Annotated in this window: 15 protein-coding genes; 1 reads left to right on the forward strand and 14 read right to left on the reverse strand. The window is 62.1% G+C overall.

The window, feature by feature from the left end:
* The 14 genes from nuoK to ACBG85_RS12900 form a co-directional block, all read right to left on the reverse strand.
* On the reverse strand, nt 1–300 hold the full coding sequence (nuoK, locus tag ACBG85_RS12835; RefSeq protein WP_003942238.1) for an NADH-quinone oxidoreductase subunit NuoK: 300 nt from the start codon (nt 298–300) through the stop codon (nt 1–3).
* On the reverse strand, nt 297–1094 hold the full coding sequence (locus tag ACBG85_RS12840; RefSeq protein WP_165638337.1) for an NADH-quinone oxidoreductase subunit J: 798 nt from the start codon (nt 1092–1094) through the stop codon (nt 297–299). The genes nuoK and ACBG85_RS12840 overlap by 4 nt, the downstream gene beginning before the upstream one ends.
* Nucleotides 1091–1648 (reverse strand): NADH-quinone oxidoreductase subunit NuoI, encoded by a 558-nt coding sequence (gene nuoI, locus ACBG85_RS12845; protein ID WP_003942192.1) that lies wholly within the window; start codon nt 1646–1648, stop codon nt 1091–1093. The genes ACBG85_RS12840 and nuoI overlap by 4 nt, the downstream gene beginning before the upstream one ends.
* Nucleotides 1641–2981, reverse strand: a complete 1341-nt coding sequence (gene nuoH, locus ACBG85_RS12850) for an NADH-quinone oxidoreductase subunit NuoH (RefSeq protein WP_054827146.1) — start codon at nt 2979–2981, stop codon at nt 1641–1643. Before nuoH ends, nuoI begins: the two co-directional genes overlap by 8 nt.
* On the reverse strand, nt 2978–5407 hold the full coding sequence (locus ACBG85_RS12855; protein WP_372027661.1) for an NADH-quinone oxidoreductase subunit G: 2430 nt from the start codon (nt 5405–5407) through the stop codon (nt 2978–2980). The genes nuoH and ACBG85_RS12855 overlap by 4 nt, the downstream gene beginning before the upstream one ends.
* On the reverse strand, nt 5404–6723 hold the full coding sequence (gene nuoF / locus ACBG85_RS12860; RefSeq protein ID WP_007735149.1) for an NADH-quinone oxidoreductase subunit NuoF: 1320 nt from the start codon (nt 6721–6723) through the stop codon (nt 5404–5406). The genes ACBG85_RS12855 and nuoF overlap by 4 nt, the downstream gene beginning before the upstream one ends.
* Before the next feature lies 1 nt (nt 6724).
* On the reverse strand, nt 6725–7549 hold the full coding sequence (gene nuoE / locus ACBG85_RS12865) for an NADH-quinone oxidoreductase subunit NuoE (RefSeq protein ID WP_003942123.1): 825 nt from the start codon (nt 7547–7549) through the stop codon (nt 6725–6727).
* Nucleotides 7546–8877, reverse strand: coding sequence for an NADH dehydrogenase (quinone) subunit D (gene nuoD, locus ACBG85_RS12870; protein ID WP_372027664.1), 1332 nt, complete (start codon nt 8875–8877; stop codon nt 7546–7548). The genes nuoE and nuoD overlap by 4 nt, the downstream gene beginning before the upstream one ends.
* Nucleotides 8877–9539, reverse strand: coding sequence for an NADH-quinone oxidoreductase subunit C (locus ACBG85_RS12875; RefSeq protein ID WP_003942167.1), 663 nt, complete (start codon nt 9537–9539; stop codon nt 8877–8879). Before ACBG85_RS12875 ends, nuoD begins: the two co-directional genes overlap by 1 nt.
* Nucleotides 9536–10090: an NADH-quinone oxidoreductase subunit B family protein gene (locus ACBG85_RS12880; RefSeq protein WP_003942234.1), complete on the reverse strand. Its 555-nt coding sequence runs from the start codon at nt 10088–10090 to the stop codon at nt 9536–9538. The genes ACBG85_RS12875 and ACBG85_RS12880 overlap by 4 nt, the downstream gene beginning before the upstream one ends.
* Before the next feature lie 80 nt (nt 10091–10170).
* Nucleotides 10171–10530: an NADH-quinone oxidoreductase subunit A gene (locus tag ACBG85_RS12885; protein ID WP_003942165.1), complete on the reverse strand. Its 360-nt coding sequence runs from the start codon at nt 10528–10530 to the stop codon at nt 10171–10173.
* Nucleotides 10531–10741: 211 nt separating this feature from the next.
* Nucleotides 10742–11134 (reverse strand): response regulator transcription factor, encoded by a 393-nt coding sequence (locus tag ACBG85_RS12890; protein ID WP_042450864.1) that lies wholly within the window; start codon nt 11132–11134, stop codon nt 10742–10744.
* Between the two features lie 180 nt (nt 11135–11314).
* Nucleotides 11315–11749: an SRPBCC family protein gene (locus tag ACBG85_RS12895; RefSeq protein WP_003942203.1), complete on the reverse strand. Its 435-nt coding sequence runs from the start codon at nt 11747–11749 to the stop codon at nt 11315–11317.
* Nucleotides 11750–11836: 87 nt separating this feature from the next.
* Nucleotides 11837–12316: a toxin-antitoxin system HicB family antitoxin gene (locus ACBG85_RS12900; protein WP_003942206.1), complete on the reverse strand. Its 480-nt coding sequence runs from the start codon at nt 12314–12316 to the stop codon at nt 11837–11839.
* A gap of 154 nt (nt 12317–12470) precedes the next feature.
* Between ACBG85_RS12900 and thyX the strand changes: the two genes are divergently transcribed.
* Complete coding sequence (gene thyX / locus ACBG85_RS12905) at nt 12471–13223, forward strand: FAD-dependent thymidylate synthase (RefSeq protein ID WP_003942250.1); 753 nt, start codon at nt 12471–12473, stop codon at nt 13221–13223.
* The last annotated feature ends 40 nt before the right edge of the window (nt 13224–13263 follow it).

The raw sequence follows: 13263 nt of genomic DNA on the forward strand, positions 1-13263 counted from the left end.
TCAGTACTTCAGCAGGTCTGCGTCGTCGACGGATACAGAACGCCGAGATCGGAAGATGATCATGATGATTGCCAAGCCGACGACTACTTCGGCCGCAGCTACCACCATCGTGAAGAAGGCGAAGATCTGGCCGTCCAGATTGCCGTGCATGCGCGCGAAGGTCACGAATGCCAGGTTCGCGGCGTTGAGCATCAATTCGATACACATGAACACCACGATGGCGTTGCGTCGCAGGAGGACTCCCGCAGCCCCGATGGTGAACAACAGGACCGACAGATACAGGTAATTCTCGGGATTCATCGCGCAGACTCCTCACCGGTACTCGGATCCGGGGAACGCGGAGTGAGTGCGCTGCTGACGGAGAGCGTCGAGAACGTTCCGTCGGGCAACAGTGCCGGCATGTCCACTGCGTTGTGACGTGCGTACACGCCGGGACTGGGGAGGGGAGTGGCCGAGCCCTTGTCGGGATTGCTCTCATCGCTGCCCAGGTACGCGAATCGTTGCTGCGAGAGTTCGCGTTGGCTGAGCGTGGATCCGATCTTCTCCCGATGCGCGAGCATCATCGCGCCAAGTGTCGCCGTGATCAGCAGTGCGCCGGTCAGTTCGAAGGCCCATACGTAGCGGATGAAGATGAGATCGGCGAGAGCGTCGATGTTGCCCTGGTCGAGTCCGGTGAATCCGGTGAACCCCGAGATCGACGCATTTCCGAGGCCGCCGATAAGGAGTAGCCCGAATCCGACGCCGATCACGATCGCGCTGACGCGTTGTCCCCGTAGCGTTTCGACCAAGGAGTCCGAAGAATCCACGCCGACCAGCATCAGGACGAACAGGAACAACATCATCACTGCGCCGGTATAGACGACGATCTGGACGACACCGAGGAACAGTGCGCCCTGCACGATGTAGAAGACGGCCAGGATGATCATCGTCATTGCAAGGAAGAGCGCAGAGTAGACGGCCTTGGGGGCGGCGACCACACCCAAAGCGCTGATCACCGCAAGGGTTCCGAGGATCCAGAACTGCACCGCCTCGCCGGTGGAGGTCGATGTCATCGTTCCCTCCGCCAGGATCGTAGTCGTGACCGCCGCGATCATTTCTCGGTCTCCGGGTTCGGCTCTTGCTCGGGTACTGCCTGTTCGGGAGCTGCTGTGATGTCGCCGCGGTAGTAGTCGTCCTGAGTTGTGCCGGGACGCAGCGCGTGTGGTGGCGCTGCCATGTCGGGTTTCAGGGGCGCGAGAAGGCGGTCCTTCTCGTAGATCAACCCGGCTCGGTTGTCGTCGGTCATCTCGTACTCGTTGGTCATGGTGAGAGCCCGAGTGGGGCAAGCCTCGACGCAGAGGCCACAGCCGATGCACCGCAGGTAGTTGATCTGATACACCCGCCCGTAACGCTCGCCGGGGGAGAACCGTTCTTCTTCGGTGTTGTCAGCACCCTCGACATAGATCGCGTCGGCGGGGCAGGCCCAGGCACACAGTTCGCAACCGATGCACTTCTCGAGTCCGTCCGCATACCGGTTGAGTTGATGGCGACCGTGGTATCCGGGCGCGGTGGGCCGCTTCTCCTCCGGATAGAACTCGGTCTCGGGTTTCTTGAACATTGTCGAGAGCGTCACTCCGAAACCCGCGATAGGTCCGAGGAAATCAGGCATGGGAGTCCTCCGATGTGTCGGAAACATCTGTCCGCCGCGGCGGTGGCACGTTCTGACCCGGTAGTTTTCGGGTCGGCAGCGTTTGACCAGGTAGGGGTGGAACCGGGAAGCCGCCCGACATTGCATCGAAAGGCCGGGTCCCCGAATCGGGCACCAACGCGGCAGTACGGCGTCGGCTGCGGTAAGTCCCGGCCAACACGATCAGGAGCGCAGCTCCGAGAACCAGTGCGACGCAGAGAAGTACGACCCAGGTGTTGTAACCCTCGTTGCGGAACGCACGAACGGTCGCGATCACCATCACCCACACCAAGGCAGCGGGGATGAGAATCTTCCATCCGAGATTCATGAACTGGTCGTAGCGCAATCGAGGAAGCGTGCTGCGCAACCAGATGAAGACGAAGAGGAAGCCCCACACCTTGGCGACAAACCACAGCACCGGCCACCAACCGGAATTGGCGCCGTCCCACAGGTTGAACGGGAACGGTGCGTGCCACCCGCCCAGGAACAGTGTCGTGGCCAGAGCGGACACCGTCACCATGTTCACGTACTCGGCCAGCATGAACATCGCGAACTTGAGTGAGGAGTACTCGGTGTGGAACCCACCCACCAGTTCACCCTCGGCCTCGGGAAGGTCGAAGGGAGCCCTGTTGGTTTCGCCGACCATGGCTGTCACGTAGATCAGGAAGGACGGCAGGAGGAGAAAGACGTACCAGGCACCTTGTTGGGCGCTGACGATGCCGGACGTGGACATCGTGCCGGCGTAGAGGAAGACTGCGGCGAAGGACAGCCCCATTGCTACTTCGTAGGAGATGACCTGCGCGGTCGATCGAAGTGCGCCCAGTAGTGGATACGTCGATCCGGACGACCAGCCGGCAAGCACGATCCCGTACACACCGATTGAAGTCACGGCGAGGATGTAGAGAACTCCGACCGGCAGATCGGTCAGTTGCAGGGGTGAAAGGGTTCCGAAGATCGACACCTGCGGACCGAACGGGATGACGGCAAAGGCCATGAACGCGGGCACGACTGCGATGACGGGCGCGAGGAGATAAATCGGTTTGTCGGCGCCGGTCGGTGTGATGCCCTCCTTGAGGGCGAGCTTGATTCCGTCAGCGAGACTCTGGAGCATTCCACGGGGGCCGACGCGGTTCGGTCCGACACGCATCTGCATGCGTGCCATGACCTTTCGTTCCGCGTAAATTGCCACCAGCGGTGTGAGTACGAGGAACACGAAAATGGCGAGAGCCTTGCCGATCACCAACCACCACGGGTCGTGCCCGAACGCCGACAGGTCGACCGGAGCTGCCACGGTCCCGTACTCGTGGGTGGTCATTGCGCTCCCGCCTTCGCAATCTTCACCACGGAACCCGCGGTAACGCAGAGCGTTTCGTAGATCGTGCTACCCGGTGAATTGAGTGGGAGCCAGACTGTTCGAGGCGGGAGTTCGGTGATCTCCAACGGTAATGTGATGGAACCGGATTCAGTCGACACCGCAACGTGATCGCCGTTGTCGGCGCCGATCTCGGCAGCGGTCTCGGCAGACAAACGCACGAGTGGGAGCCGTGCCGTACCCGCCAGGTTGGGCTCGCCGTCTTGCAATCGGCCGTTGTCGAGCAACATTCGCCAACTCGACAACACTGCCTCGCCCAGTGCCGGTGTGGGCATGGTGCCTGGCGGGACCTGAGGCGAGGTGGGGCGCGATCCGGACCGCGCGCCGAGGCGGTGTATCTCCGAGCGTGCGGAATCTGCGTCGGGTAGGCCCAGATCGATGCTCATCTCGGCTGCGATCGCGTGAAGGACGCGCTGATCCGGCATCACTCCTGTCGTTCTCAATGCGGTGTCGAACACGCGCTCGCGGCCTTCCCAATCGAGGAAGGTTCCGGGCTTCTCGGCGACCGGCGCCACAGGGAAGACGACGTCGGCGAGTTCGGTGACTCCGCTGTGACGGATCTCCAAACTCACCACGAAACCTGCTGCTTCGATCGCGGCCCTTGCCTTCGCCGGGTTCGGGAGATCACTCAATTCGACGCCGCCGACAAGAAGGGCAGCAGTCGTCTGCCCCGGATCCAGCAGACTCGCGGCGTCGCGCCCGTCGGATGCCGGGATGGAGACCCCCCACACTGATTCCACCTCCTGACGTGCTGCCGGGTCCGCAACGGGGCGTCCGCCGGGAAGCAATCCCGGTAGTGCGCCGGCCTCGACGGCGCCGCGATCACCAGCGCGGCGTGGGACCCAAGCCAAACAAGCTCCTGTCGCTTCGGCGAGACGTACCGCCGCGGCGAAGCCGCCCGCCACCTCACTGAGTCGTTCGCCCAACAGGATCACTGCACCGGGCTGCCGGAGCAGCTGGCCCTCCTCACTGCTGGGGTGAGACAACGAATCCATCAGAGCTGCTTCACTTCCGGGTACGGTCCGAAGCAAAGAGCCGCCCATCTTCTGCAGGCCGCGCGTAGCGAATGGCGCGCTGGAGAGCACCGTCGTCTTGCCGAAACGTGCGGCCTTGCGTAGCCGCAGGAAGATGATCGGTGACTCCTCCTCGGGCTCGAGAGCTACCAGCAATGCGGCCGGGGCCGACTCGAGGTCCTGGTACGTTACCGACTCTTCGAGTGTGCGGCCGGCGACGTGTGCTGAGAGGAAACCTGCCTCTTCGGCAGAATGAGCACGGATTCGGAAGTCGATGTTGTTGGTAGCGAGAGCAACTCGCGCGAACTTGCCGTAGGCGTAGGCGTCCTCCAAGGTAGAGCGTCCGCCGACGAGTACGCCTGCGTCACCGCGGGCCTGCGCGAAGGATCGCGCAACGAGGTCGAGTGCCATGGGCCACGACGCCGGAATCAATTCGCCGTCAGCGTTGCGGATCAGGGGAGTGGTGATCCGATCACCTTGGGTCGTGTACGTGAATGCGAAACGGCCCTTGTCGCAGTTCCATTCCTCGTTGATTTCGGGGTCGTCCCCGGCGAGACGGCGGAGAACCTTTCCGCGACGGTGGTCCGTGCGCTGAGCACATCCGTCGGCGCAGTGTTCACACACGCTGGGGCTGGACACCAGATCGAACGGTCGCGCCCGGAATCGGTATGCCGTACTGGTAAGCGCGCCGACCGGGCACACCTGGATGGTGTTGCCCGAGAAGTAGGACTCGAAGGGCTCGTTGGCGTAGATCCCGACCTGTTGAAGCGCGCCGCGCTCGAGGAGATCGATGAACGGGTCGCCGGCGATCTGGCCCGAAAACCGTGTGCATCTGGCGCAGAGGACGCAACGCTCGCGGTCGAGGAGGATTTCGGACGAGAGTGGGATGGGCTTGGGGTAGGTCCTTTTCTCCTCACCGAACCGGGATTCGGTGCGACCGGTCGACATCGCCTGGTTTTGAAGCGGACACTCGCCGCCCTTGTCGCACACGGGGCAGTCCAGAGGGTGGTTGATGAGCAGGAGTTCCATCACCCCGCGCTGCGCCTTCTCCGCCACCGGTGACGTGAGCTGTGTGGTGACGACCATTCCGTCCGCAACCGGTGTCGTGCAGGACGCCACCGGCTTGCGTTGACCTTCGACCTCCACGATGCACTGTCGGCACGCCCCGACCGGGTCCAGAAGAGGATGATCGCAGAACCGCGGAATCTGTGTGCCGATCATCTCTGCAGCGCGAATGATCAACGTGCCCTTGGGTACCTGGAGTTCCCGGCCGTCGATGGTGAGGGTGACCAGATCAGTGGGCGGTGCCGTGTCGGTCTTGGTGGCGTCGTTCTTGGTAGCGTCGGCTGCAGTCATGAGACGAACGCTCCTGTCGCGAGAACGGACCGGCGAGGATCGAAAGGGCATCCGTTGCCGTCGAAATGCGCTACGTATTCCTCGCGGAAGTACTTCAGGGAGGACATGATCGGGCTGGTCGCTCCGTCGCCCAACGCGCAGAAGGATTTTCCGAGGATGGTGTCCGAGATGTCGAGAAGTTTGGTGAGATCAGCTTCAGTACCTGTTCCGCCTTCGAGTCGCCGCAGGATCTGCACCAGCCAGTACGTGCCTTCGCGGCACGGCGTGCATTTACCGCAAGATTCGTGGGCGTAGAACTCGGTCCACCGCAGCACCGCGCGCACGATGCAGGTTGTGTCGTCGAATATCTGCAGTGCCTTGGTGCCGAGCATCGATCCCGCCGCGCCGACACCCTCGTAGTCGAGTGGGACATCGAGATGTTCGTCGGTGAAGATCGGAGTCGAGGATCCGCCGGGAGTCCAGAACTTGAGGGTGTGCCCGGTGCGAACGCCGCCCGCGTAGTCGAGAAGTTCTCGCAACGTGATGCCGAGCGGCGCCTCGTACTGGCCGGGAGTGGTGACATGACCAGAGAGCGAGTACAACGTGAACCCCGGCGACTTCTCGCTTCCCATCGACCGGAACCACTCCGGGCCGCCCAGGACGATCGACGGCACACTCGCGATGGACTCGACGTTGTTGACGACGGTCGGGCAGGCGTAGAGGCCGGCGACGGCGGGGAATGGCGGCCGCAGTCGAGGCTGACCGCGTCGTCCCTCCAACGAATCGAGGAGGGCTGTCTCCTCACCACAGATGTACGCGCCTGCTCCGGCGTGCACGACGAGATCCAAGTCGAATCCCGAACCGAGGATGTTGCGGCCCAGGTATCCGGCCGCGTAGGCCTCGGCCACGGCGGTCTGCAGACGTCGCAGGACCGGGACCACCTCGCCCCGGACGTAGATGAACGCCTTGGCCGCTCGAATTGCATACGCCGCGATGATGACTCCCTCGACCAACGTGTGTGGGGTCGCCATCATCAACGGCATGTCCTTGCATGTGCCCGGTTCGGACTCGTCGGCATTGACGACGAGATAGTGAGGCTTGCCGTCTCCTGGCTTGTCTTCGGTGCTCTGTGGGATGAAACTCCACTTGAGGCCCGTCGGGAAACCGGCGCCACCGCGCCCACGAAGGCCCGCGTCCTTGACCGTTTCGATCACGGCGTCGGGGGACATGGCTAGCGCTTTGCGTAGGGCTTGGTAGCCGTCGTGACGAAGGTAGCTGTCGAGAGTCCACGAGTTCGGTTGATCCCAGTAGCGACTCAGGACGGGGGCGAGTGTCATGTCACTTCCCTTCGCCGGGAGCGTCGGCTGCTGAGGCCGAGCCGGGTGGGTTGTCGTCGTGAGATCGGCTGATACGCAGTCCGGCAAGAGTTGCCCCGCCGATTGTTTGTGCTTCGGCTGCTTCGATTCGCGTATCCGGGAACCCGGCCAAGGTGCGTGCGGTCTGTCGGAACGAACACAGTGTGGCACCGCGACTGGGTGTCACGCGCTCTCCGGCGCGGAGCGCATCGACGAGTGAGCGCGCCGATTCCGGAGTCTGGTTGTCGAAGAACTCCCAGTTGATCATCATGACGGGGGCGTAGTCGCACGCCGCATTGCACTCGATGTGTTCGAGGGTGATCTTGCCGTCGGACGTCGAGATGGAGTGTCCGCCTTCGTCTCTGGAGCCTGCTGACCCGAGATGCTCTTCGAGTGCTGCGAGGATGTCGTCTCCGCCCATGATCGCGCACAGCGTGTTGGTGCAGACTCCGACCAGATACTCACCCGTCGGACCACGGCGATACATCGAGTAGAAGGTGGAAACGGCGGCAACCTCGGCGCCGGTCAAACCCAGCTTGGCACTGCAGAAATCGATCCCGGCCGGGGTGATGTACCCGTCCTCGGACTGCACGAGATGAAGGAGCGGCAGGAGGGCTGATCGACTGGTGGTCGCCGCGGCGTCAGGCTCACGGTAACGAGCGATGACGGTTTCGGCATCGGCGTCGAGTCGGGCGAGTACGTCAGGCGGATAACTCGATCGTGCGCCAGGGCGTACCAGTTGCGTGGGCTCGTCCGGGCGCGGCCCGAGTTCGATGAACACCCGTGACGAGCCGTTCGGGCCGGTCATCGGTCCACTCCGCCCATGACGGGATCGATACTGGCAACCGAGGCGATCACGTCGGACACCATGCCTCCCTCGCACATCGCCGCTACCGCTTGAAGGTTGGTGAATGACGGATCCCGGAAATGGATGCGGTACGGCCGGGTTCCCCCGTCGCTGACCATGTGCACACCCAACTCGCCACGCGGGGACTCGACGGCGACGTACACCTGGCCGGGCGGCACGCGGATTCCTTCGGTGACCAGTTTGAAATGGTGAATCAGACCCTCCATGGACGACTCCATGATCTTGGCGATGTGCTTCTGCGAATTGCCGAGGCCATCCGGTCCGACAGCGAGATCGGCAGGCCAGGCGATCTTCTTGTCGTCCACCATGACCGGCCCCGGTTGCAGTTTGTCGAGGCACTGCTCGACGATCTTGAGGGACTCCTTCATCTCCTCTACACGGATGACGTACCTTCCGTAGCAATCGGATCCGTCGTGCGTCACGACGTCGAACTCGTAGTTCTCGTAGCCGCAGTAGGGCTGCGCTCGACGCTGATCGTGGGGGAGACCCGTGGCGCGTAGGACCGGCCCCGTCACGCCGAGCGCCATGCAGCCGGTGAGATCGAGATATCCGATTCCCTGGGTGCGGGCTTTCCAGATGGAGTTGTCGCTGAGCATCAGTTCGACGTCACGCAACCGTTTCGGTAGGACCTTCAACAGTTCTCGTACCTTCGCGACCGACCCGTCGGGTAGATCCTGAGCGAGACCACCAGGCCTGATGTAGGCGTGATTCATCCGCAGTCCGGTGATCGTCTCGAACACGTCCAGAATCAATTCGCGTTCGCGGAATCCGAACAGCATCGCCGTCACGGCGCCCAGTTCCATTCCACCGGTTGCCAGGGCGACAAGGTGCGACGAGATTCGATTGAGCTCCATCATCATCACGCGAATGACGGTGGCTCGCTCGGGAATGTCGTCGGTGATGTCGAGAAGTTTTTCGACTCCGAGGCAGTACGCGGTTTCGTTGAAGAACGGTGACAGGTAGTCCATTCGAGTAACGAAAGTGACGCCCTGCGTCCAGTTCCGGTATTCGAGATTCTTTTCGATTCCGGTGTGCAGGTAGCCGATTCCACACCGAGCTTCCACGACTGTCTCACCCTCGATTTCGAGAATGAGGCGCAAGACGCCGTGAGTGGACGGATGCTGCGGGCCCATGTTGACCACGATCCGTTCGGCCTCGCCGGTTCGCTGGCGAGCGGCCGCGGTGACGATGTCGTCCCAGTCCTGACCCGATGCTGTGACGACGGTTTCCGTCGTGGCACCGGAGTTGCTTCCTGTCGTCTCGTTCATCAGTTGTACGACCTACGCTCGTCGGGTGGAGGAGTCTGGGCGCCCTTGTACTCGACCGGGATACCGCCGAGCGGATAGTCCTTGCGCTGTGGGTGGCCCTTCCAGTCGTCGGGCATCTCGATACGGGTCAGGGCCGGGTGACCGTCGAAGACGATCCCGAAGAAGTCGTAGGTCTCACGCTCGTGCCAATCGTTGGTGGGGTATATCCCGACGATGGACGGAATATGTGGATCGGAGTCCGGCACGGACACTTCCAGTCTGATCCGGCGGTTGTGCGTGATCGAAGCAAATGGATATACGGCGTGGAGCTCGCGACCGGTGTCCTGCGGATAGTGGACTCCATCGACACCCAGGCAAAGTTCGAAGCGCAGTTCCGATTCGTCGCGCAGTCTGCGCGCGACCTGCGGGAGGTGAGACCGTTCGACATGCAGCGTCATCTCGTCTCGAAAGATCACTACCCGCTCGATTGCATCGGTGAAAGTGCTGCCCGCGCTGCGCAATGCGGCATCCAAGGAGTCCGCAACTTCGTCGAAGTATCCACCGAACGGTCGAGAGGCCTTGTCCTCTACTGAGATCGGCGGGGCGAGCCGGCTGTAGCCCGAGGTGTCACCACTGCCGCGGACCCCGAACATCCCCCTCGATCCGTTGTTGCCCGCGGTCATCGCAGAAGCCCCTTCATGTCGATGGTGGGGGTGGATGCCAGTGCGGCGCGCTCGGCTGCCGCGCGTGCCTCTTCGCGGTTCACGCCGAGGGGCATCTCCTGGATCTTTCGGTGCAGTTCGATGATCGCGTTCAGGAGCATCTCCGGCCGCGGCGGACAGCCGGGCAAGTAGATGTCGACCGGCACGATGTGGTCGACGCCCTGTACCACTGCGTAGTTGTTGAACATTCCGCCGGACGACGCACACACACCCATGGCCAGAACCCATTTCGGCTCGGCCATCTGGTCGTAGACCTGACGAAGTACCGGCCCCATCTTTTGACTGACCCGCCCGGCCACGATCAGAAGGTCTGCCTGTCGCGGCGACGCGCGGAATGCCTCCATGCCGAACCGCGCCAGGTCGAAGCGACCTGACGTGGTTGCCATCATCTCGATCGCGCAGCACGCGAGCCCGAAGGTGGCAGGCCACAGTGATCCTTTGCGGGCATATCCTGCCAGGCCCTCGACAGTGGTCAGTAGAAATCCGCTGGGGAGCTTTTCTTCGAGACCCATATCCGACTCTTTTCAGTCGTAACAGCTGCGGTGTGACCGGTTTTGTCTGACGTATGTGTGCTGTACCTGTGTCCGCTGGCCTAGTCCCAACCGAGACCGCCTCGTCGCCATTCGTATGCGTATGCCACCGAGACGTTGACTATGAAAAGGCCCATCGCCGCGAGGCCGAACAATCCGAGCGAATCGAAATGCACCGCCCACGGGTAGAGGAAAACGATCTCGATGTCGAAGATGATGAACAGCATTGCCGTCAGATAGAACTTGACGGGAAACCGCCCGCCACCGGCGGTACGGGGTGCCGGTTCGATTCCGCATTCGTAGGCTTCGAGTTTCGCCCTGTTGTACCGCTTCGGGCCGACCACGGACGCGAGAACAACCGACACCACAGCGAAGGCCATCGCGATGACCCCGAGGACGAGAATGGGGATGTAAGCGTTCATGTCACCCGAACTCCTCTCCGCTGTGCGGATGTCCGCCCAGCCCGAAGGTGCCGTTCGATTTCGATACTGCCAGCAATTCGATACTTATGTGACCTGCGACACCCACACTAGGGGAGGCCTCCGACATTGGGTTCGTTTTCGGGGTGCCGAGTTTCGCTCTCGAAAGTCCGAAGTAGTCGGCGCCGCAACGAATCACCGCTGCAACGGGTGCTCACCGGCTCAGTTGTCGACGCAGAAGCGCGATGACGGTGGAAGCAAGTTCGATCGGATCTATCGGCTGCGGCACTGAGGCTTCCGCTCTCGACCACGACGCCAGCCACGCATCGTCGGGTCGACCGGTCAGTACGAGGATCGGTGGACAGTCGGCGATCTCGTCCTTGAGTTGTTTCGCGACGCCCATGCCGCCCGCCGGACTCGCCTCGCCGTCGAGAATGGCGAGGTCGATTCCGCCGGCATCGAGCTTGGCTACGACGATCGGTGCCGTCGCGACCTCGATGTAGTCGATGGTGGGCATCGACGGATGTGGGCGCTCTCCGAGAGCGAGCCGAACTTGCTCGCGCGTGTGTGCGTCGTCGCTGTAGACGAGGATGCGCACGGGTGCCATGGAGTTGGGCTCTGCGGTCTCGGCGGACACGCGGCCGACGTTACTCCGGGCGGTCCCTGGCTACCGGCGAATCTTCAACATCGGCAGGGACTTCCGCGAAAACACAGCTCGGCTTCACAGCAAACGGCCCTTACCCGGCGATGAACGCCGAAGTAAGGGCCGCCTGAATTGCGTGTGCGCTCAGAAGTTTTCGACGAACTTCGTCAGGCCCTTGCTCGCTGTTTCCAGGGCCGTCTTCTGTGCCTTCTTCACCAGGAAGCCCGGCAGCGGGATCTTGGGATCGATGGTCAGTTCGAAGGTGACTTTGGTTCCACCGTCGGTGGGAGTCAAGACGTACGAGCCGTCCTGCTGGTTCTGCTGACCGCTCTCCACGAGGGTCCAGGTCACCTTCTCGTCGCCCTCGAAGGTGTAGTCGACTACCTGCTCGTCGTTGATTCCCAGAATGGACACGGCCATGCGAACGCGATGGGGGCGACCGTCGTCGTGGGTGCTCTCGATGGTGATCTTCTTGTGTGCAGACGACCACTCCGGCAGCCGATCGACGGCTGCTACGGCCTTCATCACCGTTTCCGGATCAGCCTTGATCTCGAATTCCTTGACGCCCGAAACGGCCATGAACGTGCTCCTTCTCGCCTTGCGGCAACGGTTCGTGATTACTGCAGTTGCGCAATTAGATCATTCGGTGATCGGGTTGGCGTCGAGCTAGTCCATGCCGTTCTTGCGCATCTGGTCCCGCAATGCGCCCTGGACGGCTTGTGAAACCCACGAGTTGAGGGAGACTCCGTTCTGATTGGCGGCCTCCTCGGCGCGGGCTTTGATCTGCTCCATCATCCTCAACGTCACCCGGCTGATATCTCCGCTGACGTCATCGAACGAGTAGGTTGAGTCCTTCTTCTCGTCGTCTGCCTTCTCGTTTGCACCCTCGCCGCCGGTCGAGTTCGGCGGGCGAACGACGTCGACCAGTAATTCGCTTCCGTCGAGATTCACCTTGACCTCTCGGTCGCCCAGCTTCGCCCCGATCTCCTTGGCCAGTTCCGTCGCCGCGGCCAACAAGACCAGGCGGACCGAGGGTTCGATGGCGGCGGACAACGACGCCGCAATCCGGCGCGTGTGATCGTCGCCGAGTTCGGCTGCAGTGGCGAGGTCGTTCTGCAGCTTTGCGGTGTACTCCGAAATGTCCATGACACCACAGTGACGTCAAAAGTGACGTCAGTCAAGGATGTGATGACGTCACTCGGTATCGAGAGCGGTCGACCGCTATAGAGTTGCCCAGCACCTGAGGCGAACGGCGCCCGGGTTTCGTGCTGGTCGTTTCGTGCTTGTCGAGGAGTGGGTTGTGCCGAACACGGTGTCACTGAAAGTGCAGTTGGTGGCGAAGTCCGAGTTCTTCCCGCCCGAGGACATTCCGTGGGAGACGGACGCGGATGGTGGCGAAGCGCTGGTCGAGTTCTCCGGTCGAGCCTGCTACCAGAGTTGGTCCAAGCCGAATCCGCGAACCGCAACCAACGCCGGCTATCTGAGGCATCTGCTCGAAGTCGGACACGTTTCGGTGCTCGAGCATGCGACAGTGAGCTTCTACATCACCGGTATCTCGCGCTCGTGCACTCACGAATTGATTCGTCACCGGCACTTCTCGTACTCGCAACTCTCGCAGCGATTCGTCCGTGAGAACGATGCAAACGTCGTCGTGCCTCCTGCTGTCGAAGGTGATCCCGAGCTCGAAGCACTGTTTCTGAATGCCACCGACGAAAGCCGTCGCGCTTACGGGGAACTGCTGACTGCCCTCGAAGGGAAACTGCAATCGGTGCCCGGTGCCCCGATGCGGGGCAAGCAAGCCAGGCAGGCTGCGCGCTCGGTGCTGCCCAACGCCACCGAGACGCGCTTGGTCGTGACCGGGAACTATCGGGCCTGGCGGCACTTCGTCGAGATGCGTGCCACCGAACATGCGGATGTCGAGATCCGGCGAGTCGCGGTCGAGTGCCTGCGTCAGCTTCGTGATGTCGCGCCAAATGTGTTCGGGGACTACGAGATTCTTCGCGGAAGCGACGGATCGGAAATTGCCGTCAGCGCATTTGCGGCCGAGTCGTGACTCGTGTGCAGAAGTAAGAGCTGAACCGGGTAACCTTCTG

The sequence above is a fragment of the Rhodococcus sp. NyZ502 genome (assembly GCF_041464245.1).
Taxonomy (GTDB): domain Bacteria; phylum Actinomycetota; class Actinomycetes; order Mycobacteriales; family Mycobacteriaceae; genus Rhodococcus_F; species Rhodococcus_F qingshengii.